This is a genomic window from Burkholderia sp. Z1 (genome assembly GCF_014893795.1).
Lineage (GTDB): Bacteria > Pseudomonadota > Gammaproteobacteria > Burkholderiales > Burkholderiaceae > Burkholderia > Burkholderia theae.
In genome coordinates this window covers 3,368,924-3,391,745 of sequence record NZ_JACFYL010000001.1, presented here as the reverse complement: position 1 = coordinate 3,391,745, position 22,822 = coordinate 3,368,924, and the positions used below count along the sequence as shown (strand labels likewise).

General features: G+C 67.8%; 23 protein-coding genes. 13 read left to right on the top strand and 10 right to left on the bottom strand.

What is annotated here, in order from left to right; translation table 11 throughout:
* Nucleotides 1–21: 21 nt before the first annotated feature.
* From H3H55_RS15765 to H3H55_RS15750, 4 genes are all read right to left on the bottom strand, one after another.
* Nucleotides 22–1,089, bottom strand: a complete 1,068-nt coding sequence (locus H3H55_RS15765; protein WP_129513077.1) for a homocysteine S-methyltransferase family protein — start codon at nt 1,087–1,089, stop codon at nt 22–24.
* A gap of 204 nt (nt 1,090–1,293) precedes the next feature.
* Nucleotides 1,294–1,551 carry a DUF3567 domain-containing protein gene (locus H3H55_RS15760; protein ID WP_006477667.1) on the bottom strand — a complete coding sequence of 86 codons (258 nt, stop codon included), beginning with the start codon at nt 1,549–1,551 and terminating at the stop codon, nt 1,294–1,296.
* Between the two features lie 245 nt (nt 1,552–1,796).
* The gene (locus H3H55_RS15755; RefSeq protein ID WP_193099216.1) at nt 1,797–3,068 is read right to left on the bottom strand and encodes a DUF3108 domain-containing protein; all 1,272 of its coding nucleotides are present in this window, start codon (nt 3,066–3,068) and stop codon (nt 1,797–1,799) included.
* 119 nt (nt 3,069–3,187) lie between these two features.
* A complete protein-coding gene (locus tag H3H55_RS15750; protein WP_129513075.1) occupies nt 3,188–4,054 on the bottom strand; it encodes an IclR family transcriptional regulator in 867 nt (288 codons plus the stop codon).
* 128 nt (nt 4,055–4,182) lie between these two features.
* Between H3H55_RS15750 and H3H55_RS15745 the strand changes: the two genes are divergently transcribed.
* From H3H55_RS15745 to rfaE2, 6 genes are all read left to right on the top strand, one after another.
* Nucleotides 4,183–5,175, top strand: coding sequence for a fumarylacetoacetate hydrolase family protein (locus H3H55_RS15745; RefSeq protein ID WP_129513074.1), 993 nt, complete (start codon nt 4,183–4,185; stop codon nt 5,173–5,175).
* Between the two features lie 104 nt (nt 5,176–5,279).
* Nucleotides 5,280–6,107 (top strand): enoyl-CoA hydratase/isomerase family protein, encoded by an 828-nt coding sequence (locus tag H3H55_RS15740; protein ID WP_193099214.1) that lies wholly within the window; start codon nt 5,280–5,282, stop codon nt 6,105–6,107.
* 79 nt (nt 6,108–6,186) lie between these two features.
* The gene (locus H3H55_RS15735) at nt 6,187–6,936 is read left to right on the top strand and encodes a PhaM family polyhydroxyalkanoate granule multifunctional regulatory protein (protein ID WP_193099212.1); all 750 of its coding nucleotides are present in this window, start codon (nt 6,187–6,189) and stop codon (nt 6,934–6,936) included.
* A gap of 24 nt (nt 6,937–6,960) precedes the next feature.
* Nucleotides 6,961–8,187, top strand: coding sequence for a patatin-like phospholipase family protein (locus tag H3H55_RS15730; RefSeq protein ID WP_193099210.1), 1,227 nt, complete (start codon nt 6,961–6,963; stop codon nt 8,185–8,187).
* Between the two features lie 466 nt (nt 8,188–8,653).
* Entirely contained in the window at nt 8,654–9,532 is an 879-nt protein-coding gene (locus H3H55_RS15725; protein ID WP_011353352.1) for a diiron oxygenase, read from the top strand.
* A gap of 147 nt (nt 9,533–9,679) precedes the next feature.
* Nucleotides 9,680–10,165: a D-glycero-beta-D-manno-heptose 1-phosphate adenylyltransferase gene (rfaE2, locus tag H3H55_RS15720; RefSeq protein ID WP_129513070.1), complete on the top strand. Its 486-nt coding sequence runs from the start codon at nt 9,680–9,682 to the stop codon at nt 10,163–10,165.
* 16 nt (nt 10,166–10,181) lie between these two features.
* Here the strand turns inward: rfaE2 and H3H55_RS15715 are convergent, their stop codons facing one another.
* The 3 genes from H3H55_RS15715 to H3H55_RS15705 all read right to left on the bottom strand — a co-directional run bounded on the left by H3H55_RS15715 (nt 10,182) and on the right by H3H55_RS15705 (nt 12,381).
* A complete protein-coding gene (locus tag H3H55_RS15715; RefSeq protein WP_048247171.1) occupies nt 10,182–10,424 on the bottom strand; it encodes a hypothetical protein in 243 nt (80 codons plus the stop codon).
* 251 nt (nt 10,425–10,675) lie between these two features.
* The gene (locus tag H3H55_RS15710) at nt 10,676–11,464 is read right to left on the bottom strand and encodes a type III pantothenate kinase (protein ID WP_193099208.1); all 789 of its coding nucleotides are present in this window, start codon (nt 11,462–11,464) and stop codon (nt 10,676–10,678) included.
* Nucleotides 11,461–12,381: a biotin--[acetyl-CoA-carboxylase] ligase gene (locus tag H3H55_RS15705; RefSeq protein WP_193099206.1), complete on the bottom strand. Its 921-nt coding sequence runs from the start codon at nt 12,379–12,381 to the stop codon at nt 11,461–11,463. Before H3H55_RS15705 ends, H3H55_RS15710 begins: the two co-directional genes overlap by 4 nt.
* 470 nt (nt 12,382–12,851) lie before the next feature.
* On the opposite strand from H3H55_RS15705, the gene H3H55_RS37295 reads away from it, so the two are divergent.
* Genes H3H55_RS37295 through H3H55_RS15690 form a run of 3 tightly spaced genes read left to right on the top strand, consistent with a single transcriptional unit; the run spans nt 12,852 to nt 14,277 of the window.
* Entirely contained in the window at nt 12,852–13,463 is a 612-nt protein-coding gene (locus H3H55_RS37295; protein WP_226800056.1) for a PAAR domain-containing protein, read from the top strand.
* Entirely contained in the window at nt 13,439–14,026 is a 588-nt protein-coding gene (locus H3H55_RS15695) for a type VI secretion system amidase effector protein Tae4 (RefSeq protein ID WP_080970864.1), read from the top strand. Before H3H55_RS37295 ends, H3H55_RS15695 begins: the two co-directional genes overlap by 25 nt.
* A complete protein-coding gene (locus tag H3H55_RS15690; protein ID WP_155420244.1) occupies nt 14,023–14,277 on the top strand; it encodes a hypothetical protein in 255 nt (84 codons plus the stop codon). The genes H3H55_RS15695 and H3H55_RS15690 overlap by 4 nt, the downstream gene beginning before the upstream one ends.
* A 998-nt stretch (nt 14,278–15,275) precedes the next feature.
* Here H3H55_RS15690 and H3H55_RS15685 read toward each other — a convergent pair.
* From H3H55_RS15685 to H3H55_RS15675, 3 genes are all read right to left on the bottom strand, one after another.
* Nucleotides 15,276–15,818 (bottom strand): hypothetical protein, encoded by a 543-nt coding sequence (locus tag H3H55_RS15685; RefSeq protein ID WP_193099204.1) that lies wholly within the window; start codon nt 15,816–15,818, stop codon nt 15,276–15,278.
* Between the two features lie 189 nt (nt 15,819–16,007).
* On the bottom strand, nt 16,008–16,853 hold the full coding sequence (locus H3H55_RS15680) for a tetratricopeptide repeat protein (protein ID WP_193099203.1): 846 nt from the start codon (nt 16,851–16,853) through the stop codon (nt 16,008–16,010).
* 8 nt (nt 16,854–16,861) lie between these two features.
* Nucleotides 16,862–18,931, bottom strand: coding sequence for a bifunctional 2',3'-cyclic-nucleotide 2'-phosphodiesterase/3'-nucleotidase (locus tag H3H55_RS15675; protein WP_193099201.1), 2,070 nt, complete (start codon nt 18,929–18,931; stop codon nt 16,862–16,864).
* 282 nt (nt 18,932–19,213) lie between these two features.
* Here H3H55_RS15675 and H3H55_RS15670 point away from each other — a divergent pair, with 282 nt between their 5' ends.
* Genes H3H55_RS15670 through H3H55_RS15655 form a run of 4 tightly spaced genes read left to right on the top strand, consistent with a single transcriptional unit; the run spans nt 19,214 to nt 22,814 of the window.
* Nucleotides 19,214–20,338, top strand: a complete 1,125-nt coding sequence (locus H3H55_RS15670; protein WP_193099199.1) for an MlaE family ABC transporter permease — start codon at nt 19,214–19,216, stop codon at nt 20,336–20,338.
* A complete protein-coding gene (locus tag H3H55_RS15665; protein WP_193099197.1) occupies nt 20,335–21,195 on the top strand; it encodes an ABC transporter ATP-binding protein in 861 nt (286 codons plus the stop codon). Before H3H55_RS15670 ends, H3H55_RS15665 begins: the two co-directional genes overlap by 4 nt.
* A gap of 27 nt (nt 21,196–21,222) precedes the next feature.
* Complete coding sequence (locus H3H55_RS15660) at nt 21,223–22,152, top strand: MlaD family protein (protein WP_193099195.1); 930 nt, start codon at nt 21,223–21,225, stop codon at nt 22,150–22,152.
* A 23-nt stretch (nt 22,153–22,175) separates the two neighbouring features.
* On the top strand, nt 22,176–22,814 hold the full coding sequence (locus H3H55_RS15655; RefSeq protein WP_412022957.1) for an ABC-type transport auxiliary lipoprotein family protein: 639 nt from the start codon (nt 22,176–22,178) through the stop codon (nt 22,812–22,814).
* The last annotated feature ends 8 nt before the right edge of the window (nt 22,815–22,822 follow it).

Genomic DNA, 22,822 nt, shown 5'->3' with positions numbered 1-22,822 from the left:
TGAAGGGCGTGGGCGGTCGGGTCAGGCGTTGTCGCTGTACTGGTTCGGCCAGCGGCGCGGCTTCACGTCGGCGAGCGCCTTCGCGATCTCGGCGATGTGCTCGGGCGTCGTGCCGCAGCAGCCGCCCGCGAGGTTCACGAGCCCGGCCTGCGCGAATTCCTTCAGCAGGCCCGACGTGACGTCAGGCGTTTCGTCGAAGCCGGTGTCGCTCATCGGGTTCGGCAGGCCCGCGTTCGGGTAGCACGACACGTAGGTGTCGCACAGCTTCGCGAGCTCGGCGATGTACGGGCGCATCAGCGCCGCGCCGAGCGCGCAGTTCAGGCCGAACGTGAGCGGCTTCGCGTGGCGCAGCGAATTCCAGAACGCCTCGACCGTCTGGCCCGACAGGATCCGGCCGGACGCGTCGGTGACGGTGCCCGAGATCATGATCGGCAGGCGCTCGCCGGTGTCTTCGAACAGCTCGTCGAGCGCGAACAGCGCGGCCTTCGCGTTCAGCGTGTCGAAGATCGTCTCGACGAGGAACAGATCGACGCCGCCGTCGAGCAGCGCCTTCGCCTGCTGGTAGTACGCGGTGCGCAGCTCGTCGAACGTGACGTTGCGCGCGCCCGGATCGTTGACGTCCGGCGAGATGCTCGCCGTCTTCGGCGTCGGCCCGATCGCGCCCGCGACGAAGCGCGGTTTGTCGGGCGTCGCGTATTTCGCGGCCGATTCGCGCGCGAGCCGCGCCGATTCGACGTTCATCTCGACGACGAGATCTTCCATCCCGTAGTCGGCCTGCGCGACGGTCGTCGCGCCGAACGTGTTGGTCTCGACGATGTCGGCGCCGGCGGCGAAGTACTGGTCGTGGATCTCGCCGATGATCTGCGGCTGCGTGAGCGACAGCAGCTCGTTGTTGCCCTTGATGTCGCGCGGGAAATCCTTGAAGCGCTCGCCGCGATACGCGGCTTCGTCGAGCTTGTAGCGCTGGATCATCGTGCCCATCGCGCCGTCGAGGATCAGGATGCGCGATTTCAGCAGCGCGGGCAATGCGGCGCCGCGCGTGTAGCGCGCGTCGAGCGGGGCGGAAGCGGCGAGAGGAGTCGCAGACATGGGCGATGGACCGGCGAAGACGGGAAAAGCGTCATTGTAGCCGGTGCGCCTGGCTGCCGCCCGGCCTTGCGCGGCGCCGGCGGCGTGCCCGCCAAATGAAAACCCCCGCGCGGCGAACCGGGCGGGGGCATGATCGGAGTGCTCGCGGCGCCGCGTCGGTGCGCGGCGAATGGCCCGGCCGCGCGAGGCGCCGGGCTGAGGTCGTCAGTGCAGCACGACCGGCATCATCATCAGGCTGTCGAATTGTCCGAGGAATTCGTCGACTTCATCGAGCGACGGTTCATCCTCGATCAGCTGTTTCACGTGTGCGCGGAAGCGTTCGGCAAGTTCGCCGTCGATGAAGATTTCGCGCTGCGCGTTCTTGTCGACGATTTCGTACCCACCGGCATTCATCAGATGGTGGCCGGCCTGCGGCGCGAATTCGACGACGCAGTAGTTGGGGCTGTTGTAGATCATTTGCATGGCGGCACTCCTCTTCGCAGTGGCATCTGGCCTTGTTGTCCCCTAGGTGGGGCGAGCCTTGCCGGTTTCAAGGGGCTTGCGCTGCACACCCTGTTCCCGTTGTGTAGGGTGTATCGGTTAGAAGCCGATGTCTATGAAACGTTTCTTATTGTCTGCCGGTGTACTGAAATAGTTGTTAAAGAGTGTCATCGGCCATTTCGCGGAAATCTGTAATCGGTCGAAATTGCCGAATCGCGTGCGTTCATTCACGGTGCAGCCGGTGACGATGCGGGCGGTGCAGCCGGTTGTGCCGGCGGTTGCACGACGGCCGGCGGTGCGGGTTGTGCCGGTTCGTCGGTTGATGTGTCGGGCGCCGCTGCGGCGGCGGGCGGGTTCGTTGCGCCGCCTGCCGGCGCGGCATCGGACGGCGCGCTCGGCGCCGCGAGACGGCCGTGCCACAGCAGTTCGATCTGCGCGCCGCTCGGCTCGGTCTGCACGAGCCGTGCTGGCAGCCAGTCGAGCGACGGCGCGAGCCACATGTCGATGCGGCGCGTGTCGCCGTCGCGGCGCGGCAGGCGCATGAAGTGCCGCGCATTGATGATACCGGCTTGCGTCTGCACCTGCTCGTCGCCGATCACCGTGATCGGCCAGGTCTCGCCGCTGTTGTTGTCGATCACGAAGAACTGCTGCGTGACGCCCGGCTTGTATGCGGCGGGATTGCCGCGCACGAGCCCCGACAACTGCATCAGCATGCTGAAGCGGTCCTGCACGCCGTCGGGCAGCGGCGCGTTGTTCGGCGTGCGCGTAAACACGACCTGCCGGATCTCGCGGTTGAAGATCGCGATGTCTTCCGGCCGCTTGCCGCGCTTCTCGACGTAACGGTCGGGCGCGACGCCGAACGCGTCGATGCGGCCTTCGCTGCGATAGGTGAACGGGCCGACGAACGGCACGGGCATCGACACCGACAGGTCGTAGGTGCGCCCGTCGGTGCGCCAGTGGATCGTGCCGATCATGTTCTGCATCCCGTTGTAGAACGTGTCGTACTGCAGGTCGCCGGACGGCGGCGCGGAGAACTTCACGCCGTTCGTCGCGGGGCCCGGCGTCACGGCACTGGCGGCACTGGCAGCCGACGCGGCGTGCGCGCCCGATGCGCCCGATGCGCCGGGTACGCCGCTTGCCGCGGATGCGGCGGCCGGTGGCGGCTCCGCGTGCTCGGCGGTCTGTGTCGATGTGAGAACGGGCTCAGGCGCGGGTTTCGGTGCAGCGGCCTTGGGCGCGGCCGCTGCGGCCGCGGCCGGATGCTCGACCGGCTTCGGCGCGGGCGGCGCGGGCTGGCGCTCGATCGGTTGCGGCTTCAGCAGCTCGATCTGCACGGGGACGTCGGCGGGCGCGGGCGGCGTGAACGAATCGCGGTTGCGCATCAGCCAGAGCGCGGCGAGCGCATGCAGCACCAGCACGACGACGAGCGCGATACCCACGCGCAGCCAGCGGCGGGGCAGGGCGTGACGCGGGCGGATGTCGGCAGGCTGCATGGGCATCGGAACAGGATCGGGGCGAGCGTGTGACGTCGGGCGCGCAGTGCGCGCCACAGGAGTCGGACCGTCGGATGCGCCGCGCGTTCGCGGTGCGCGGCGTGTACCGGGGTGTCGCGCGCGAGTCAGGCGTCGCGCGCGTCGGGACTATAGCCGAGTTCGTAAGACAGTTTCCGCGCGCACGCGCGCAGCGCCGTGTCGATCTCGCCGCCCCACGCAATGTCGAACGAGCCTTCCTGGCCGAGCGCGACGATCGCGAGCGCGAGTTCGCCGACCGCATCGAACACGGGCATGCAGAACGCGTGGATCGTCGGCAGCAGCATCCCCTCGACGCGCGCGGCCTCGTGCTCGCGCACGTCGGCGAGCACCGCGTCGACCTCGTCGAGCGTGCGCGGGCCGCCGTGGTGCGGCGAGCGGCGCGTATCGGCGAGTTCGCGCTCGAGCATCGCGGCGGTCTTGCCGCGCGGCAGGTACGCGGCGAACAGCAGCCCCGTCGCGGAGCCGAGCAGCGGCATCACGTCGCCGAGCTTCAGCGACGCCTTCGCCGGATGGCTCGACTCCATCCAGTGCACGATCGTCGGCCCCTGGTTGCCCCACACCGCGATGCCGACCGTCTGGTCGAGGCGGTCGCGGAATTCGGTCAGCGCGATCCGCGCAAGCTTCACGCCGTCGACGCGCGCGAGCCGCGCGAGCCCCATCTGCAGCGCGAAGCCGCCGAGCTCGTAGCGGCCCGAGACCGGGTCCTGCGACACGACGCCGAGCCGCGAGAAGCTGACCAGATAGCGGTGCGCCTTCGCAGGGCTCATGCCCGCGCGCTGCGCGAGGTCGCGCAGCATCATCGCGCGCGGCTCGCTCGTCAGCACGTCGAGCAGGCGGAAGCCGACCTCGATCGACTGGATGCCGGAACGGACCTTCTCGCCGTGCTCGCCGGAGCCGGCGTCATCGGTGTCGGAGTCGGCGAGATCGTCGTCGGGAAGCGGGTTGGCGGGCATGGGCAGCGGGTGCGCGAAAATGCGGCAAGGATCGGAGCGAAGACGGCGTGCGCGATCGTGGCGCGCCGCATGGATTCACCATCGTAAAATAGATTCCTTCCATCGTCACTACAACGGCAGAACTCCCTATGAAACTTGCTTCGCTGAAGGACGGCACACGCGACGGCCAGCTGATCGTCGTGTCGCGCGACCTGCACACCGCGGCGATCGCCGACGCGATCGCGCCGACGCTGCAGCGCGTCCTCGACGACTGGGCGTTCTACGCGCCGCAGCTGCGCGACCTGTACGACGCACTGAACCACGGCCGCGCGCGCAACGCGTTCACGTTCGATCCGGCCAACTGCATGGCGCCGCTGCCGCGCGCGTTCCAGTGGGCGGACGGCTCCGCGTACGTGAACCACGTCGAGCTCGTGCGCCGCGCGCGCGGCGCGGAGATGCCGCCCGAGTTCTGGACCGACCCGCTGATGTACCAGGGCGGCAGCGACGATTTCCTTGGCGCGCGCGACGACGTCGTGTGCCCGTCCGAGGAGTGGGGCATCGATTTCGAGGCGGAAGTCGCGGTGATCACCGGCGACGTGCCGATGAGCGTTTCGCCCGACGACGCGCTGAAGGCGGTGCGGCTTGTCACGCTCGTCAACGACGTGTCGCTGCGCAACCTGATTCCGGCCGAGCTCGCGAAGGGCTTCGGTTTCTTCCAGAGCAAGCCGGCCACCGCGTTCGCGCCGGTCGCCGTGACGCCCGACGAGCTCGGCGACGAATGGCGCGATGGCCGCGTGCACCGGCCGATGATCGTCCACTGGAACGGCAAGAAGGTCGGCCAGCCCGATGCGGGCACCGACATGGTGTTCCACTTCGGCCAGCTGGTCGCGCACGCGGCGAAGACGCGCAACCTGCGCGCCGGCTCGATCGTCGGCTCGGGCACGGTGTCGAACAAGGACGCGAAGCGCGGCTACTGCTGCATCGCCGAGAAGCGCTGCCTCGAGACGATCGAGCACGGCGCGCCGCAGACGGAGTTCATGCGTTACGGCGACACCGTGCGCATCGAGATGTTCGATGCGGCCGGCAAGTCGATCTTCGGCGCGATCGAACAGTCGGTCGCACCGCCCGACGGCGCGGCTTAAGCCGCGCGACCCGCGCGAAACCCGATCCCGGCCCGCGCGCCGGGTTTCGCCTGATGTTTGCTCGCGCAGGCTTGGCTACACTCGATCAAGCATAGGAGCAGCCCATGTCCGATCTCGCCGCGTACAGCGGTTACGAAGCACTGAAGGTGACGCGCCGCGACCACGGCGTGCTCGACATCGTGATGAGCGGCGAGGGCGCGAACCGCAGCGGTCTCGCGACCGCGAACGCGCGCATGCATCGCGAGCTGGCCGACATCTGGCGCGACGTCGACCGCGATCCCGACACGCGCGTCGCGGTGATCCGCGGCGAAGGCAAGGGCTTTTCGGCGGGCGGCGATCTCGCGCTCGTCGAGGACATGGCGAACGACTTCGACGTGCGCGCCCGCGTGTGGCGCGAGGCGCGCGACCTCGTCTACAACGTGATCAACTGCAGCAAGCCGATCGTGTCGGCGATGCATGGCCCGGCCGTCGGCGCGGGGCTCGTCGCCGGGCTGCTCGCCGACATCTCGATCGCCGCGAAGGATGCGCGCATCATCGACGGCCATACGCGGCTCGGCGTCGCGGCCGGCGACCACGCGGCGATCGTGTGGCCGCTGCTGTGCGGAATGGCGAAGGCGAAGTACTACCTGCTGCTGTGCGAGCCCGTGAGCGGCGCGGAGGCTGAGCGGATCGGCCTGGTGTCGCTCGCGGTCGAGCCGGCCGACCTGCTGCCGAAGGCGTACGAAGTGGCCGAGCGGCTCGCGCACGGTTCGCAATCGGCGATCCGCTGGACCAAGTACGCGCTGAACAACTGGCTGCGCACGGCCGGGCCGACCTTCGATACGTCGCTCGCGCTCGAATTCATGGGCTTCTCGGGGCCCGACGTGCAGGAAGGGATCCGTTCGCTGCGCGAGCGGCGCCCGCCCGACTTCCCCGGCGACGCGCCGTTCTGACGCGCGTTATGATCGAACCACGCGCGGCTGCGCGACGCATGGCGGCCGCCTCGCTCCCCCAGTCAACCAGGACGCCCGTATGACGACCGATGCCTCCGGCTCCAACCCTTTCGCCGGCTTTGCCGGTTTCAAGCCCGCCGACATGATGGACCGGATGTGGGACATGATGCGGATGTCACCGTTCGGCGGGATGGCGTCGTTTCCGGGCGCCGCGCACGGGCTGCCGCCGTCGCTGTCGAGCATGTCCGACATGATGGCGCCGCTCACGAGCGTCGAGGAACTCGACAAGCGGATCACCGATCTGCGCGCGGTCGAGCAGTGGCTGAAGCTCAATCTCGGGATGCTGCAGTCCGCGATCCAGGCGCTCGAAGTGCAGCGCGCGACGCTCGCGACGCTGCGGGCGTTCGGCGCATTCGCGCAAAGCTCGATGTCGGCGGCCGAGGAAGCGGCCGTCGCGGCGGCGCAGGCGGCGAAAGCCGCATCGGCATCGCCGGACGCCGCGGCTTCCGCGTCCGCCACGGATGCGCCGCCGGAAGGCGATGCCGCGCAGCAGGCCTTCGACCCGTCCGGCTGGTGGAACCTGCTGCAGTCGCAGTTCAACCAGCTCGCGAGCCTCGCGATGGCGCAGCCGGGCATGCAGCCCGCGGCGCCGGGCGACGCGCCGCCGGATGCGGCCGCCGCACCGCCGGAGCCGGCCGCGAAGCCCGCGCCGGCTGCCGCCGCACCGCGCAAGCCCGCGGCGAAGCGCGCGAAGCCGGCCGATTCGGCCGCGGCACGCGCGGCAGCCGCGTCGTCGCCCGCAACCCGTCCGCCGAAGCGCTCGACGTGACGCGGCGCAGATAGCAGGTCGATCATGCGGCTCGCGCTCGTTCTGATGGGAGGCGGCGCGCGTGCCGCCTACCAGGTCGGCGTGCTGAAGGCGCTGGCCGAGATCGCGCGCGAGGCCGATCCGCAACGGCACACGCTGCCGTTCGCGGTCGTGTGCGGCTCGTCGGCCGGCGCGATCAACGCGACGTCGATCGCGAGCCACGCGGACGACTTTTCGCACGGCGTGCGGCGCCTGCTCGAATTCTGGGAGCCGCTGCGTGCCGACTACGTGTATCGCACCGACTGGCTCGGCGTCGCGGCCGCCGGCGCCCGCTGGCTCGCGGCGATGACGTTCGGCTGGGCGTCCCGCCGCTCGCCGCGCGGGCTGCTCGACAACACGCCGCTCGCGCACCTGCTGCACCGCGAACTGAGCTTCCACCGGATCGAGCAGATGCTCGAGGCGCGCCTGCTGCACGCGCTTGCGGTGACGGCGCTCAGCTATTCGAGCGGCCGGCACCTCACGTTCTACCAGGCGGCCGAGCCGATCCAGGCGTGGCGGCGCGCGCAGCGCACCGCGCGGCTCGTCGACCTGTCGGCGTCGCACCTGCTCGCGTCGTCGGCCATTCCGTTCGTGTTCCCGGCCGTGCCGCTCGTGCTCGACGGGCAGATCGAGTACTTCGGCGACGGTTCGATCCGGCAGATCGCGCCGCTGTCGCCGGCGATCCACTTTGGCGCGGACCGCATCGTCGTGGTCGGCGCGGCCGACCCGCGGCCCGAGATTCCGGCCGCGAACGGCGCGGGCCTGGTGCGCGGCTACCCGACGCTCGCGCAGATCGGCCAGCAGGTGCTCGCGAGCGTGTTCCTCGACTCGATCGGCTCGGACATCGAGCGGATCGAGCACATCAACCGGATGATCGAGCACCTGCCGCATCAGGTCGAGGTCGACAGCGGTTGGCGGCACGTCGACGTGCTCGCGATCGCGCCGTCCGAGCGCATCGAGCTGATTGCCGCGAAGCACCTGAAGCAGATGCCGGCGACGATGCGCGGGCTGCTCGGCGCGATCGGCGGCAGCCAGCCGGCCGGCGCGTCGTTCGCGAGCTACCTGCTGTTCGAGGAGGCGTTCACGCGCGAACTGATCGAGCTCGGCTACCGCGACGGGCGCGCGCAGCGCGACACGCTCGCCGGCTGGATCGCGCTGGCCGACGGCGGCAGCGCGCCGGCGGCCGGCACGTCGCCGGAGGACGGCCGCGCGACAGGCGAAATACGGGTCTGACGCGCGTGAATGGCGCGAGGTTGTGTTTTCGCGACGGTCGGCCGCGACCGATCGCCGCACTGCGATGGGCGACGCGCGGCCCGGCAGGCGTCTCGGAACCGACATGTACGCGTGATATCATGGCCGCCGCCGTATACACCATATCGAGCAGCCCGCCGATCCGGCATCCGCACGGGAACCTTGCCGGGAACCCGCCTGGGGCAGGGGACGGGCGCGCCAACGAGCCGGCCAGCGCCGGCCCCCAACTCAGGCAAGCGCGGCCGGCACCGTTCGAACGGTGCGGGGCGGCGGGATGCCCAACGGCGGCGGCGCGGCCGCCCGGCTGCCGGACGTGGAATCAGCGTCCGGCGGGTCGGTTTCACGCGTAAAATTACAGTCTTGGCTGCAAAAAGCGCGCTCGGTGCGCTTTCGCGGCAACAGTCACGTTTAGCGAAGTCGCATTGCGCAGAACAGGGGTGGGACCATCATGAACACGATGCTTTATCCGGAACTTTACAGGTCGCTCGAAGCCGTCCGCTGGGACATGGAGAAGGACATTCCGTGGGACAAGTTCGACGCTTCGCTGCTCACCGACGAGCAGGCGAAGACGATCAAGATGAACGCGATCACCGAATGGTCGGCGCTGCCCGCGACGGAAATGTTCCTGCGCGACAACCAGCACGACAGCGACTTTTCCGCATTCATGAGCGTGTGGTTCTTCGAGGAGCAGAAGCATTCGCTCGTGCTGATGGAATACCTGCGCCGCTTCAAGCCGGAAATGGTGCCGACCGAAGAGGAACTGCACGCGGTGCGCTTCCAGTTCGATCCGGCGCCGCCGCTCGAGACGCTGATGCTGCACTTCTGCGGCGAGATCCGCCTGAACCACTGGTACCGCTGCGCGGCCGACTGGCACACCGAACCCGTCATCAAGCAGATCTACGAAACGATCTCGCGCGATGAAGCGCGCCATGGCGGCGCGTACCTGCGCTACATGAAGAAGGCGCTGAACAACTGCGGCGACGTCGCGCGTGCCGCGTTCGCGAAGATCGGCGTGCTGATGGCGTCGGCGCGCCGCACCGAGAAGCCGCTGCACCCGACCAACCTGCACGTGAACCAGGCGCTGTTCCCGCGCGACACCGTGCAGTCGCGCCTGCCCGATCCGGAATGGCTCGAGCGCTGGCTCGACGAACAGATCCGGTTCGACGGCGAGTGGGAAAAGAAGGTCGTCGAGCGCATCCTGCACAACCTGTCGATCCTGTTCGAGCGCACGTTCGCGACCGCGCAGGAACTGAACCGGTATCGCAAGGAAGTCACCGGCCGCCTGCAGGCCGAAAGCGGCCCGTCGTCGGCCGCGCAGCCGGCCTGAGGCCGCACGGCGCCGCGTTGCGCCGTTTCGCATCCGTTGCATGAAGCCCGCCCGGCCGGTCCGGCGGGCTTTTTATCTGGCGCCGCCGCCGCGTCCTGTCGTCAGGTCCGCCGCGCGCGCCGTTGCTCATTCCGTCCGATCGCCATCATGTCCGCCACTTTCGAACGCAAGCTGATCACCCGTGATGCCCTCGTCGCGCTGCGCGCGTCGCTGCCGTCGCCCGTCGTGTTCACCAACGGCGTATTCGACATCCTGCACCGTGGCCACGTCACGTATCTCGCCGATGCGAAAGCGCTCGGCGCATGCCTGATCGTCGGCGTGAACAGCGATGCGTCGGTGCGCATGCTCGGCAAGGGCGACGATCGGCCGATCAACCGCGAGGACGACCGCGCGGCGCTGCTCGCGGCGCTGGAAAGCGTCGACTGGGTCGTGAAGTTCGAGGAAAAGACGCCGGTGTCGCTGATCGAGGCCGTCCGTCCGGATATCCTCGTGAAGGGCGGCGATTACGACATGGATGCGCTGCCGGAATCGGCGCTTGTGCGCGGTTGGGGCGGCCGCGCGCTGGCGATTCCGTTCGAGCACGACCGCTCGACCACCGCGTTGCTGAAGAAGGTGCGCGCGCAGCAGTCCTGAGCGCGGCCTGACGAGCTCAGGGCGCGGACGCCGCGAGCGGCGCGGCCGTGACGGCCGGTGGCACGATCGGGCCGCCGACGACGGGTTGGTCGGTCGCCTGTGCCAGCGGCGTCACGCGCAGCGCGTCGGGTTGCACCTGCCGCGACAGCACGCCGGGTTCGCGCGGGCCGGCCGCCGGCAGCGGCCCGAACACGCCGCGCGCCACCACGAACGCCAGCATGTTGGCGAGAAAGAGAACAGCGATCAGCCAGCGCAACATCGTCGACACTCCTTTTCGTCGGTTCTTCGTTCAGTCGTTTCGTCGTTCAGTCGGATCGGCCACATGGCCGGCCTTTTCGTTGCTTCCATGACGGTTCGCAACAGTCAGGCAACACACCTTCGACCTTGGCCGCGCGAACGGCCTGCCGCCTGTCTCGCCGCGGCGCACCCTTCCCTATCGTCACCGCGACGAAGCCCTGCATGAGCGTTCGTCGAATCCGCCGCCGCGGCAGCGAAGCCGGCAAATTTCCGTCAATCCTGCGCGGCCGCTTCCTCGGCGATCAGCGCGAGCCCGGACAGGATCAGCGCGTCATGCCGCGTATGCGGGACCGTCAGCGCGCGCGCGACGTCGTCCGCCGCACCGCCGGCCAGCACGAGCCGCACAGGCGCCTGCCACGCATCGACGAGGTCGCGCCATGCGCGTTCGATCAGCCCGGCCTGCGCGTACAGGCAGCCGGCCGACAGCGAACGCGGCGTGTCGACCTGAAACGGTTCGGCCTGCGCGCCCGCCAGCAGCCCGCTTGCGATGTCGGTGGTCAGCGTCGGCAACTGCGCGGTGTGCGTGCCGAGCGCGCGCATCATCAGCGCCCAACCCGGGGCGATCAGCCCGCCCGTGAAGCGGCCGTCCGCGCGCAGCGCCTCGAGCGTCGTCGCGGTGCCGAACGTCGCGATCAGCAGATGCTCGCCCGGAAATGCCGCGCGCGCGCCGATCAGGCCGGCCCAGCGGTCGCTGCCGAGCTGTTCGGGCGTCGTATAGCCGTTCGTCACACCGCATTGTGCGGCGCGCGAGCGGATCGCCGCGCGCGGCAGGCCCGGCCAGCGGGCGTCGAGCAGCGCGTCGAGCCGTGCGGCCACGTCGGCGCCCGCGACGTTCGAGATCCATGCGCCGCGCGGACGCGGCAGGTTCGACCAGTCGGGATCGGCGCCGCCGTCGCGCGTGTGGCCGAACGCGCCCGTATCGACGAGCGTGCGCCGCGCGTCGGCGAGCGCCCACTTGATCCGGCTGTTGCCGGCGTCGATCAGCAGGTGCGGCTCGCTCATTGCGCCTCGCGCAGCGACACGTCGCCGGCCGCGATCGCCTGCACGCCGTTCGGCGTGTCGAGCAGCAACTGGCCAGTCGCATCGATCCCCGTCGCGATGCCGCGCACGCGTTCGACGCCCTGCTCCAGCAGGACGACTTCGCGGCCGGCGAACGCGTGCAGCGCGTGCCAGCGCGGCAGGAACGGCGCGAGCCCGTCGGCGCCGTACTGAGCAAGCGCAGGGGTGAGCGCGTTCAGCGACGCGGCGAGCGTATCGGTGAGGTTGGCCGATGCGCACGCGATCGACAGCGCGGCGGGCGGCAGCCCGCTCGCGAGTGTCGCTTCGCGCGCGCGCAGCGCGTCGACCTGCGCGGCGACGGCTTCCGCGCCGCGCACGTTGATGCCGAAGCCGATCACGACGGCGGTCGCGTCGGCGGTGGTCCAGACGGTTTCGATCAGGATCCCGGCGAGCTTGCCGACGATGCGCGGCGTGTTGTCGCCGGGGGCCGTCAGCAGCAGGTCGTTCGGCCATTTGAGCGCGACGCGCATGCCGGCATCGAGCGGCAGCGCGGCCAGCCCTTCGGCGAGCGCGACGCCGATCGCGATGCTGAGGCCGGCGAGCGCGTCGACGGGGCGCGGCACGATGCAGCCGACCGAGCAGAGCAGCGCATTGCCGGGCTGCGCGAACCACGGGCGGCCCTGCCGGCCGCGACCTGCCGTCTGCTCGAACGCGACGCGCACGAGCGGCGCGGGCAACGCGTTCGCGTTGCGCGGCAGCGCCTTGAGCCGCGTCGCGACGTCGGCGTTGGTCGAGCCGGTGGCGGCGACGATGTCGAGCGGCCACGCGCGCGGCGCGGCGTCCAGGTGCGCCTCGAGCCGGTTGCGCGCGATGTGCGCGTCGCCGGAATCGGGCGTGTCGGAGGAGGTGGGGGCGTTCATGGTGGCTATTGTAGCGACAGGGGGCTGGGGGCGCGTCGGGATGCGGGGAGGTGTTTGTCGGGGCGCTTGCCTGGATCGTCGCGACGCGTTGGCTCGAATTTCGTTGCCGTCAGGCGAAGATGTCGTGCAATCAAGCGGAAGTGCATCGTCCAGCAAAATGAAGTCTGGCCCGTTCTTGTCGGGTGATGAGGAAAACATCGTCGACCCATATAAATTGATTAGGATTTCGAATTCGTCTGATTGATTCCATTTTGCTGTTTTGGCATTTTGGATGCCAGCCATTGACGACGGGGAATCCAGATGAGCAACGGGCAAGAGTCGCCAGCATCTTCTTCTACGGTTATCCGCCGGCTTGCTGCAGAAAGCAGCGGGAGTATCCGGGCCGGCAATAAGGCAGTCATCGAACCGGGACCGGTTCGTCCTTATGCGGATGCGAAGCGTTCGGGCGCGACGTTTCGAGGTGAGTCAGCATGATTCGTTATTTCCTCGCCAAAGGTGACCGGGGCGGTAACGCCGTGATTACGGAAGGGCTGGAGTCCGTCACATGTTCTAATCCACCCCCACGCGTACAGATCGCAACGCTCTACATGAAGACCTACTGCGCAGCTTGCAAACAGGAAGGATTCATCGCGCCGGAAGGTCCGCGTTTGCCGGGCACGGGCCCCAATGGCAAACCATGGGCATTGAGCGGCGATATCAATGCATGCGGATGCAACCCGCCTCCTGTGTTCTATGCGGAGCGGGGCATGAAAATGATCGTGACCTCCGAAGAGGCGAGGGCGTCCAAGAAAGACAAGCTAGCTCAAACAGCCGATGACAAAGGGGAAGTCGTAGCGACACGAGCGGACGTCGCGCCCTGCTACGACGAACAGGTGCGTGTCGGCATAGGCACCACGTTACCGCAGAACTATCCATATCTGATCGAAATGAGTAACGGGCGCACCTTCGCAGGGTACGTGAATGGTGATGGCGTGTTGCCACGTATCCATTCCGAGACCGCCGACAGTTACACGATCTATTGGGGCGAAGACGCTCTTGTACACAAGGACTGGACGCCATGCCAAACAGCCCGACAACGGTAAGAACGAACACGACGCCCGATTCCATCAAGGGTGTGCAACTGAGGGCGGTAACATTCAAGGAGCTGTGGGACGCCTACCCGTCGGGCAATCCTTATGACAATCCGGCTTATACGAATCAATGCGCCATCCGCATGAGCGTCGCCTTTCATCGTGTCGGCGTTGAAATGAAGTCGTTTTCATCGAAACTGGTCAAGCCGCTTGCTGGTCAGTCGAGCATCGGGCGAATCCTGCTGAATGGAAAAGCAACCGCCACGCGCGCCAATGAACTCGGGGAATGGTTGAAGCTGCAGCCTTTTGCGGGCCTGGGGAGGGCGGAAAACGTCACCGGAGATGATTGGAGGGATAGAGTCAAAGGGCGAACTGGCATCATTATGTTTGACGGTTACTGGACTCGCGACGGGGAAGCAGAGGGAAACGCAAGCGGCGGGCACATTGATCTATGGAACGGCGAAAAACTCACGGGATTCGGTACTGGGCTTCGAACCCGCTGGAATATCGTGATTCCAGGATTGTGGTCTGATTTTCGTATGTCTAAAAAAATCATGTTCTTCCCGATAAAATGAAACTGTTGAAGCCCATCGTCGGTGCAATTTCTGGCTCGGTCATGGCCACGATTGTTTGTTGGGGCGGGTTGTATCTGTTCGGCGTGTTGATTCTTCACGGGAGAGGCAGTCTGTTCGATACGAACCCACATGTCGCCAACCTGTTTTTTGTTGGTTGGTTTGTGTCCCTGGTTGTGGCCTCGGTAATCGGCGGCTGGCGTGGGTATGTATGCGGACGAAACCGGGAAAGAAAAAAACGGAAAGGAGATTGAGGTGCATTGGTTCATCATGCCCGTCTCCAAATGATATGAATCAACTTTATCGCGATAAACAGAAGTGCGGACGATAGTGCTTGGTACGTTCCGTGCGTTGATCGGTTTTTCAGTGCCAAGTGTTTGCGGAATGGCTTTCGCGTGTAGTTTCCCGTTGCAGTACGGTGGAAAGATCGAGCGCGGTGTTACATCGCTTTCGAACGCGGACCGAGTCGAGCTTGCCGGTCTGTTGATCACCGTCCGTGATGGTGCGGCGAAGGACGGTCCCGTCGTAATTTACGGGTTCGCGGACGGAAGCGAACAAGATGCGATGACCGTTGCGCGTCGCCGAGCGGAATCTGTTGAGGTGTATCTTTAGAATCTTGGGATTTCGCGGAGTCGAATCAACATCGATACAAAGATGTGGCGAAACGATTCGCTCATTCTCCCGAGCCAGCGTAACCAGATCGAGATCGAGTTTATTCCCGCCTGTTCGCCTGGCTGCTGCGACAATTCTTGCGGCACAATCATGCTAGGGCGATATATCGGGATAGCATCATTTCGGCAGGGTGCGAGCGTTCTGCCAAGCCTCAGTTATTCCGATTTCGGGAGATCGAATTCAATCTGGTTTTGGGAGATTGCGTGAAGCGATTCTGGATTACGCTTTCTGGAACCATCGGTGGCTTGCTATTGACCTGGCTCTACCTTGATGCATACAGCCTTATAAGATGGCCGGAAACCCCAGGCACACCGGCGCGGGGGTGCTATGAGATCGACAAATGCCCGTTCTCATGGTGGCAAGGGCTGCTTTTCTTCACGTACTTGTTTGCGCCAGCGGTGCTCTTCAGCGTCGTCAATGCAATAGCGTATCGGCGTTGGTCATGCAAAAGATGGAGTGCAGCGCTCGGAATCGGGACCCTACTCGCGGGTCTGCTTTATCTTGAGCCTTACGTGTCCCGTTTGCTTTAGCGCCGCTCGCAATGACGGGGCGCTCGATTACCGGCACCCCGCCACACGCCTTACTGCTTTTCCATTTGCTCCAGCGCCTTGATGTCTTCCTCCGACGTCATCTCGCACGCAAGCAGCGTTTTTCCCTTCAGCGCCGGGCCCTGGCGGGCCGACACGAGGATCAGCGCGCCCCCCGGCCCGCGGACCGTCAGCCGGCGCGAATAGCCGACCGACGACGCGCCCAGCAGGTGGCCCTTCTCGGGCGTCAGCTGGTAGCGCGCGGCGAGCCGGTCGGCGACTTCGCCGTCGATGAGCACGCCGATCCCGGTACTGACGAACACGACGTGCTGGGTCGTGAAGCCGTCATGGTGGATCGGCTCCGGCAGACGAAAGACCGCGGCGCCGAGCATCGACTCGTCCGGCTTCGGATCGGTTGCCTTCGCGGTGTTGTAGATCGAATCCATCATGTCCGACGTGAACGGCGGCTTGCAGAGCGCGGCGTTGAAGATGTCGGGATGGGCGGGCGGCGCGGCGAGCGCAACGAGCGGGGCGGCGGCGACGGAAATGGCGGCGGCGCCGATGGCGGCGCGAAGCCGGGACAGGCGATCGGACATGGGTGCAGTTCTCTCAGGTTTTATTGTGAGGCTGCATGTTAAGGCATTGGCGCGCGCCGATCGACCGGCGCGCACGCCCGCGCCCCGCGATCGGTTCCGGTTCCGGACGATCGCGGGGCGCAGGTCATGCGCGTCAGGCAGCCGCGGTCCCGCTGGCGGGCGTTGGCGTTCGCGCGGGTAGACGAACCGTCACGGCGCGACGACCGGGTGCTTCAGCGCATGCGCGGTTTCGATCCACTGCGCGTGGAATTCGTCCGCGTCGGGCCGGAGTCCCAGCTCGCCGTTGCGATAGGCCATCGCAAGTGTCTGCACGGCTTCCGGCAACTCGTGTTCGGCGGCCCGGCGATACAGCGCCAGTGCGTGCGCGTCGTCGCGCGGCACGCCGCTGCCGTCGCGGTACGCGTTCGCGAGCATGAAGTCCGCGGCCGGGATCTCCGCGCGCGACGCGATCCCGAACCAGTGCGCGGCCTGCACCGGATCGGCGGCGATGCCGTAGCCGCTGCGATAGATCAGCCCGAGGTAATACGCGGCGGCCGGGTCGCCCTGTTCGGCGGCTTCGCCGAGCAGCGCGCGGGCGCGTGCGTAGTCCTTCGGGATGTCGCCGCTGCCGAGCAGCAGTGCCTTGCCGAGCGCGAGCTGCGCGCGCCGCGCGGCCGGTGCGTCGGCTTTGTCGTTCGCCTGCGCGGCGGTTTCCAGCCAGCCGCGCCCCTCGTCGCGCAGCCCCGGTTCGCGCGCGTCGACGAGCGCGATGCCGAGTGCCGCCTGCGCGGCGCCCGACCCGCGGCGTGCAAGGGTGCGCAATTGCGCGAGCGCGTGCGGCTCGGTGGCCTGCGTGACCATCGCCTGCCACTCGTCGAGCTGCGCGGCGCTCGGCGCGGGGCCGGCCCCGCGCAGGCCGGTCGCCGCGACGACGGCCGCGACGGTCACGGCCGCCGCCGCGAGCAGCGCGGCCGGCGGGAGTTTCGTGCGCAGCAGGCGCCGCGCGGCGGCGGCGAGGCCGGTTTCGGCCGGCCGCATCGTCCGGATCGGTTGCATCGCGTGTCTCATTGCGTCAGGTCGATCTCGTAAATGGCGAGGTTCTTGCCCGAGCCGTCGTCGGCCGCGACCTGCGTGATGCCGGCCAGACCGGCCGCCGCCGCGTCGCCGAGACGGTTCGGCGCGGACGCGAACTGCACGTGCGCGACCGAGCTCGCGAGCTTCGTGAAGCGCCAGCTGCGCTGCGCGCCGTCGGCCGTGCGCGTGATCTTGCCGCGCTGCTTCACGAACGCGATCAGCACGTCGCGGTTCGCATCCGGCGACGCGAAGATCGTCTTGCTGCCGTCGAGGCCCGGGAAGTTGCCGCCGCCGCTCGCGCGGTAGTTGTTGGTCGCGACGATGAACTGCGCGTTCGGGTCGATCGGCGCGCCCTTGTACGTGAGGTTCCTGATCCGGCTGCCGAGCGGCTGCGTGACGTCGATTTCGTACGCGAGATCGGCGGACGTGAACATGTCGAAGTTGTAGCCGGGGAAGGTGCTGACGAGCGGCTGCACGGTCGCCTTGGTCGGGTCGATCCGGTTGAAGCGCTTCGCGGCCGTTTCGAGCCAGTTCTTCACGTCGGCGCCGCTGACCTTCACCGCGTACACGGTGTTCGGATACAGGTACAGGTCGGCCGCGTTGTTGATCGCGAGCGCACCCGGCGCGACGTCGGTGTAGTCGCTGCCGCCGCCGAAGCCGCTCTTGAACGGCGCGCTGACCGACAGCACCGGCAGCGACGCGTACTGCGGCAGGTTCGCCTGCACGTAGGTCTTCACGTAATCGGCCTGCGCCTCGTTGACGATCTGGATCGCGCCCGGATCGCCGACATCCGCGAAGTACGAGTTCATCCGGTAGTCGGTCGAGCCGATCGGCGTCTTCACGTAGTCGATCGTCGCCTGGTGCTCGGCCGCGATCGCCGCGGATACCGACGGATCGGCCGCGACGTAGGACTTGTCGGCGTTCTGGATCGGCCGCGCCTCGACGGTCGTCTGCGACTTGTCGACGCTCCACGCCTTGCCGTCGAACTTCAGGCCGAGCTTGATCACGCCGAGGTGCTTGCCCCAGTAGTTGGCCATCACGGTCGGTACGCCGTTGACGGTGCCCTTGACCTTGTCGACGCCCGGCAGGTTGAACTGCGACACGGTGCTGTTCGCGTCCGGGAACACCTGGTGCGAGTGGCCGATCAGCATCGCGTCGATGCCAGACACAGTCGACAGCCACCAGCTGCCGTTCTCCATCGTCGGCGAATACGCGGAGTTGTCGAGGCCGCCGTGCGAGATCGCGACGACGAGATCGGCGCCCTTCGCGCGCATCTCGGGAATGTACTTCTCGGCGGCTTCCTTCAGGCCGGTCGTGTAGACCTTGCCGTCGAGCCAGCGCTTGTCCCAGTTCATGATCGCGGGCGGCGTGAAGCCGATGATGCCGATCTTCACGGGCGCGCTGACCGTCTTGCCGTCCGGCGTCGTCGCCGTCACCGTGCGGGTCAGGATCGTGTACGGCGTGAACAGCGGCGCGTTGGTCTTCGCGCTGATCACGTTCGCGAGCACCTGCGGGAAGTTCGGGCCCGCGCACTTCTTCTGCTGGGCCGGGGCCGGCAGGCCGTCGACCTCGAACGTGTTGCCGGTCACCTGCGACAGGTAGGGCAGCCCGTAGTTGAATTCGTGGTTGCCGATCCCGCCGCCGTCGAATTTCGCGGCGTTCATCACCTTGTAGATCGCGAGCGTCTGGTCGCAGCCGACCGGCTTCACGAGCGCCTGGTAGTCCGACAGCGCGGTGCCCTGGATCGTGTCGCCGTTGTCGAGCAGCAGCGTGTTCGGATACTGCGCGCGCGCCTGCGCGATCAGCGTCGACACGCGCTCGAAGCCGAGCGAATTGTCGGCGGCGAGCTTGAAATAGTCATACGACAGCACGTTGGTGTGCAGGTCGGTCGTCTCGAGCAGCGCGAGCGTGGCCTTCGTGCCGACCGGCGTCTGGGCCTGCGGCTGCGACGGCGGCGGGGCGGAGATGTCGTCGCCGCCGCAGCCGGCGAGGGCAAAGGCGAGGCTGGCGAGCGCGGTGGCGGCCGGTACGCGGCGGCGGGAAAGCGGGGGGAAACGCATCGGTTGTCCTGTTTGGAGTTCTGTTCTGTTTTGGCGAGGTGCGCAACACAATGGCGGCGCGGGGCGCCGACGGCCTGAGGTGCGGCGCGTGAGAGTATCGAAAGGAAACGTGACGGAAGAATGAAAGGTGACGACGCGGGCAGCGGGCCGCGGTGTGCGGCGGCCGACGAGCAGACCCGGGCCGGGCGCCCCCAGCCAGGCGCCCTCACGGAAATCCTCACGTCGCGGCGCCGGGCGGTTCGCTACAATGGCCGCTGTCATCCTTTTGCAAACAACCTGCCCTTGGACTTCGAGACTCCTCCCGGCCTGTCGGTCGACGCCGGCGGCCAGGGCCGGACGGTGCGCCTGTACGGCCAGTGGACCGCGCTCGCGCTCGCGCGCAATCGCGGCGCGGTCGCGCGTCGCGTCGCGAGCATCGGCTCCGGGCGCGTGAGCGAATGGGACCTGTCCGGCATCGAGCGGCTCGATCACGTCGGCGGCCAGGCACTGTGGCGCGTGTGGGGCCGCAAGCTGCCGGCCGGCGTCGCGCTGAGCGCCACGCAGCGCACGATCTTCGAGCGCATCGAGCGGCTCGACAGCGCGCGCGAGGCGCCCGAGCGCGTCGTGCGCTTCGATCCCGTCACGCGGCTCGGCCAGGCGATCTTCTCGTTCGGCGAACACCTGCAGGGCGGCATCGCGATGTTCGGCCTCGTGATCCTCGATGCGCTGTCGGTGCTGCGCCACCCGCGGACCATGCCGTGGAAGGAAACCTCGGCGAACATCTACAGCGCCGGCGCGCAGGCGCTGCCGATCACCGCGCTCGTCGCGTTCCTGATCGGCATCGTGCTCAGCTACCTGTCCGCGCAGCAGCTGCAGATGTTCGGCGCGAACCGCTACATCGTGAACATCCTCGGGCTGTCGGTGATCCGCGAGCTCGGGCCGGTGCTGTCGGCGATCCTCGTCGCGGGCCGCTCGGGTTCGGCGATCACCGCGCAGATCGGCGTGATGCGCGTGACCGAGGAGCTCGACGCGATGCGCGTGATGGGCATCCCGCACGGGCTGCGGCTGATCCTGCCGCGCGTGCTCGCGCTCGGCGTCGCGATGCCGCTGCTCGTGATGTGGACCAACATCATCGCGCTGACCGGCGGCGCGCTCGCCGCGAAGCTCGTGCTCGGGATCGACGTCAACTACTTCGTGCGCTCGCTGCCGGGCGTCGTGCCGATCGCCAACCTGTATATCGGCGTCGGCAAGGGTGTCGTGTTCGGCATGCTGATCGCGCTGGTCGCCTGCCATTTCGGCTTCCGGATCAAGGCGAACTCGCAGAGCCTCGGCGAAGGCACGACCACGTCGGTCGTGTCGTCGATCACAGTCGTGATCCTCGCCGACGCGGTGTTCGCGATCCTGTTCCAGAACGTGGGGCTCGGATGAACGCGTTGAACGAATCGGCGGCCGATACCGGCGACCTCGTGATCGAGGTGCGCAACCTGACGAAGCGCTACGGGCGCAACATCATTCACCAGAAGCTCGACTTCGACGTGCGGCGCGGCGAGATCGTGTCGGTCGTCGGCGGTTCGGGCTCGGGCAAGACCACGCTCGTGCGGCAGATCCTTGGCCTCGAGCGGCCGACGTCGGGCACGATCAAGGTGTTCGGCGAGGATACGGCGACGATCGACGACGCGAGCGCGCGGATGATGCGCACGCGCTCGGGGATGCTGTTCCAGCAGGGCGCGTTGTTCTCGTCGATGACGGTGTTCGACAACGTCGCGCAGCCGCTGCGCGAGCTCGGCCGCGTGCCGCCGGACCTGCTGCACGACATCGTGATGCTGAAGCTCGAGATGGTCGGGCTGCCGTGCAAGCACGCGTCGAAGATGCCGGCCGCGCTGTCGGGCGGGATGGTGAAGCGGGTCGGCATCGCGCGCGCGATCGCGCTCGAGCCCGAACTGCTGTTCCTCGACGAGCCGACGGCCGGCCTGGACCCGCAGGCATCGGACGAATTCGTCGAGCTGATCGCGACGCTGCATCGCACGCTCGGGCTGACCGTCGTGATGGTGACGCACGATCTCGACACGATGGTCGCGCTGTCGACGCGCGTCGCGGTGCTGGCCGACCGCAAGGTGCTGGTCGCCGCGCCGGTCGAGGAGGTCGCGAACGTCGACCATCCGTTCATCCACGAATATTTCCTGGGGCTGCGCGGGCGCCGCGCATTGCAGGCGCTGCCGCCCGAGCGGCGCGCGAAGCTGCCGAAGGCGGCCCTCGAACCGGCGCTGTCGAGCGTCGAGCTGTAGGCAAGGCAAGGAGCAAGGAATCCGCGAATGGAAAACAAATCACATGCGTTCTGGGCCGGCCTGTTCACGATCGCGCTGACGCTCGCGATCGCGGGCACCGTGTTCTGGTTCAACGTCGACCGCACCGTGCGCGTGCCGTACGACCTGCTCGCGCGCACCAACGTGACGGGGCTGTTCCCAGACGCGGCCGTGCGTTTTCGCGGCCTCGACGTCGGCAAGGTGCAGTCGATCGGCTTCGATCGCACGCATCCGGGCCAGATCCGGATCCGGATTCTCGTCGACCACGATGCGCCGATCACGCAGTCGACCTACGGCAGTCTCGGTTTCCAGGGCGTGACGGGCATCGCGTTCGTGCAGCTCGAGGATACGGGCCGCGACCTGGCGCCGCTGCCGTCGTCGCCGAAGGCGATCGCACAGATCCCGATGCGGCCGAGCCTGTTCGACCAGATCCAGGAGCGCGGCGACGTGCTGCTGCGGCAGCTCGAACTGGCCGCGAAGAGCGCGAATGCGCTGATGTCGCCCGAGATGCGCGAGCAGTTGCGCGCGACCGCCGAAAGCCTGCAGCACGCGGCCGACGGCGCGACGACGCTGTCGAAGCAGCTCGCCCCGGCCGTCGCCGCGCTGCCGGAGACGATGCACCAGGTGAACCGCACGATGGCGTCGGCGAACACGCTGCTGCAGCCGAACGGGCCGCTCGTGTCGAACCTGAACAAGGCCGGCACGGCCGCGGAGCAGGTCGGCGTCGCGCTGAACGATCTCAACGCGCGCGTGCAGTACGACACGCTGCCGCGCTTCAATGCGCTGGCCGGCAGCGTCGGCGACGCGTCGCGGCAATTGAAGGACGTCGCCGGTGAACTCGGCCGCAACCCGAGCAGTCTGTTGTTCGGTACGCCTGGCTCGGCGCCCGGGCCCGGTGAAGCGGGCTTTGTGTGGCCGGGTGCGACGGCCGGACAGTGACGCCCATCGAAACCGGAAACATCATGCAGGAACACGCCATGCCACGAATCCTTGACCGCGCGCTGCGTCCGGCCGCGGCCGCGCTCGCCGTGCTGACGCTCTCGCTTGCGGCCGGCTGCGCCGGCAACAGCGCGGCGCTGTCGAATGTCCGCTACGACCTCGGGCCGGCTGCTTCGGTCGTGACGGCCGGCGCGGGCCCCGCGCTGAAGGTGCTCGACGTCGCCGCGCCCGATGCGCTCGATTCGGACAAGTTCGCGTATCGCCTCGCGTACGCGGATGCGCAGCACGTGGCCGTCTATCGCGACAGCCGCTGGACGGCACCGCCCGCGCAACTGCTCACGCAGCGGCTGCGCGGCGCGCTGTCGGCGCGCGGCGCGGTGCTCGAAGGCTCCGACGGCGTGCGCGCGCCGACCCTCAAGGTCGACCTGAACGAATTCGAGCAGGTGTTCGACGGCCAGTCGCAGAGCCACGGCGCCGTCACCGCGCGCGCGACGCTGACGCTGGACGGCAAGGTGCTCGGCCAGCGCACGTTCGTCGCGCGCGCACCGTCGAGCACGCCCGATGCGGCCGGCGGTGCGCGCGCGCTCGCGGCGGCGAGCGACGAGCTCGTGTCGCAGATCGCCGCGTGGGTCGGCATGCAGGCGTACGCGGGCACGCCGTGACGCGTGCC

Excerpts from the sequence above, each read along its gene's own strand:
- H3H55_RS15765 (WP_129513077.1), bottom strand. The coding sequence starts at position 1,089 with ATGTCTGCGACTCCTCTCGCCGCTTCCGCCCCGCTCGACGCGCGCTAC.
- H3H55_RS15760 (WP_006477667.1), bottom strand. The coding sequence starts at position 1,551 with ATGCAAATGATCTACAACAGCCCCAACTACTGCGTCGTCGAATTCGCG.
- H3H55_RS15755 (WP_193099216.1), bottom strand. The coding sequence starts at position 3,068 with ATGCCCATGCAGCCTGCCGACATCCGCCCGCGTCACGCCCTGCCCCGC.
- H3H55_RS15750 (WP_129513075.1), bottom strand. The coding sequence starts at position 4,054 with ATGCCCGCCAACCCGCTTCCCGACGACGATCTCGCCGACTCCGACACC.
- H3H55_RS15745 (WP_129513074.1), top strand. The coding sequence starts at position 4,183 with ATGAAACTTGCTTCGCTGAAGGACGGCACACGCGACGGCCAGCTGATC.
- H3H55_RS15740 (WP_193099214.1), top strand. The coding sequence starts at position 5,280 with ATGTCCGATCTCGCCGCGTACAGCGGTTACGAAGCACTGAAGGTGACG.
- H3H55_RS15735 (WP_193099212.1), top strand. The coding sequence starts at position 6,187 with ATGACGACCGATGCCTCCGGCTCCAACCCTTTCGCCGGCTTTGCCGGT.
- H3H55_RS15730 (WP_193099210.1), top strand. The coding sequence starts at position 6,961 with ATGCGGCTCGCGCTCGTTCTGATGGGAGGCGGCGCGCGTGCCGCCTAC.
- H3H55_RS15725 (WP_011353352.1), top strand. The coding sequence starts at position 8,654 with ATGAACACGATGCTTTATCCGGAACTTTACAGGTCGCTCGAAGCCGTC.
- rfaE2 (WP_129513070.1), top strand. The coding sequence starts at position 9,680 with ATGTCCGCCACTTTCGAACGCAAGCTGATCACCCGTGATGCCCTCGTC.
- H3H55_RS15715 (WP_048247171.1), bottom strand. The coding sequence starts at position 10,424 with ATGTTGCGCTGGCTGATCGCTGTTCTCTTTCTCGCCAACATGCTGGCG.
- H3H55_RS15710 (WP_193099208.1), bottom strand. The coding sequence starts at position 11,464 with ATGAGCGAGCCGCACCTGCTGATCGACGCCGGCAACAGCCGGATCAAG.
- H3H55_RS15705 (WP_193099206.1), bottom strand. The coding sequence starts at position 12,381 with ATGAACGCCCCCACCTCCTCCGACACGCCCGATTCCGGCGACGCGCAC.
- H3H55_RS37295 (WP_226800056.1), top strand. The coding sequence starts at position 12,852 with ATGATTCGTTATTTCCTCGCCAAAGGTGACCGGGGCGGTAACGCCGTG.
- H3H55_RS15695 (WP_080970864.1), top strand. The coding sequence starts at position 13,439 with ATGCCAAACAGCCCGACAACGGTAAGAACGAACACGACGCCCGATTCC.
- H3H55_RS15690 (WP_155420244.1), top strand. The coding sequence starts at position 14,023 with ATGAAACTGTTGAAGCCCATCGTCGGTGCAATTTCTGGCTCGGTCATG.
- H3H55_RS15685 (WP_193099204.1), bottom strand. The coding sequence starts at position 15,818 with ATGTCCGATCGCCTGTCCCGGCTTCGCGCCGCCATCGGCGCCGCCGCC.
- H3H55_RS15680 (WP_193099203.1), bottom strand. The coding sequence starts at position 16,853 with ATGCAACCGATCCGGACGATGCGGCCGGCCGAAACCGGCCTCGCCGCC.
- H3H55_RS15675 (WP_193099201.1), bottom strand. The coding sequence starts at position 18,931 with ATGCGTTTCCCCCCGCTTTCCCGCCGCCGCGTACCGGCCGCCACCGCG.
- H3H55_RS15665 (WP_193099197.1), top strand. The coding sequence starts at position 20,335 with ATGAACGCGTTGAACGAATCGGCGGCCGATACCGGCGACCTCGTGATC.
- H3H55_RS15660 (WP_193099195.1), top strand. The coding sequence starts at position 21,223 with ATGGAAAACAAATCACATGCGTTCTGGGCCGGCCTGTTCACGATCGCG.
- H3H55_RS15655 (WP_412022957.1), top strand. The coding sequence starts at position 22,176 with ATGCAGGAACACGCCATGCCACGAATCCTTGACCGCGCGCTGCGTCCG.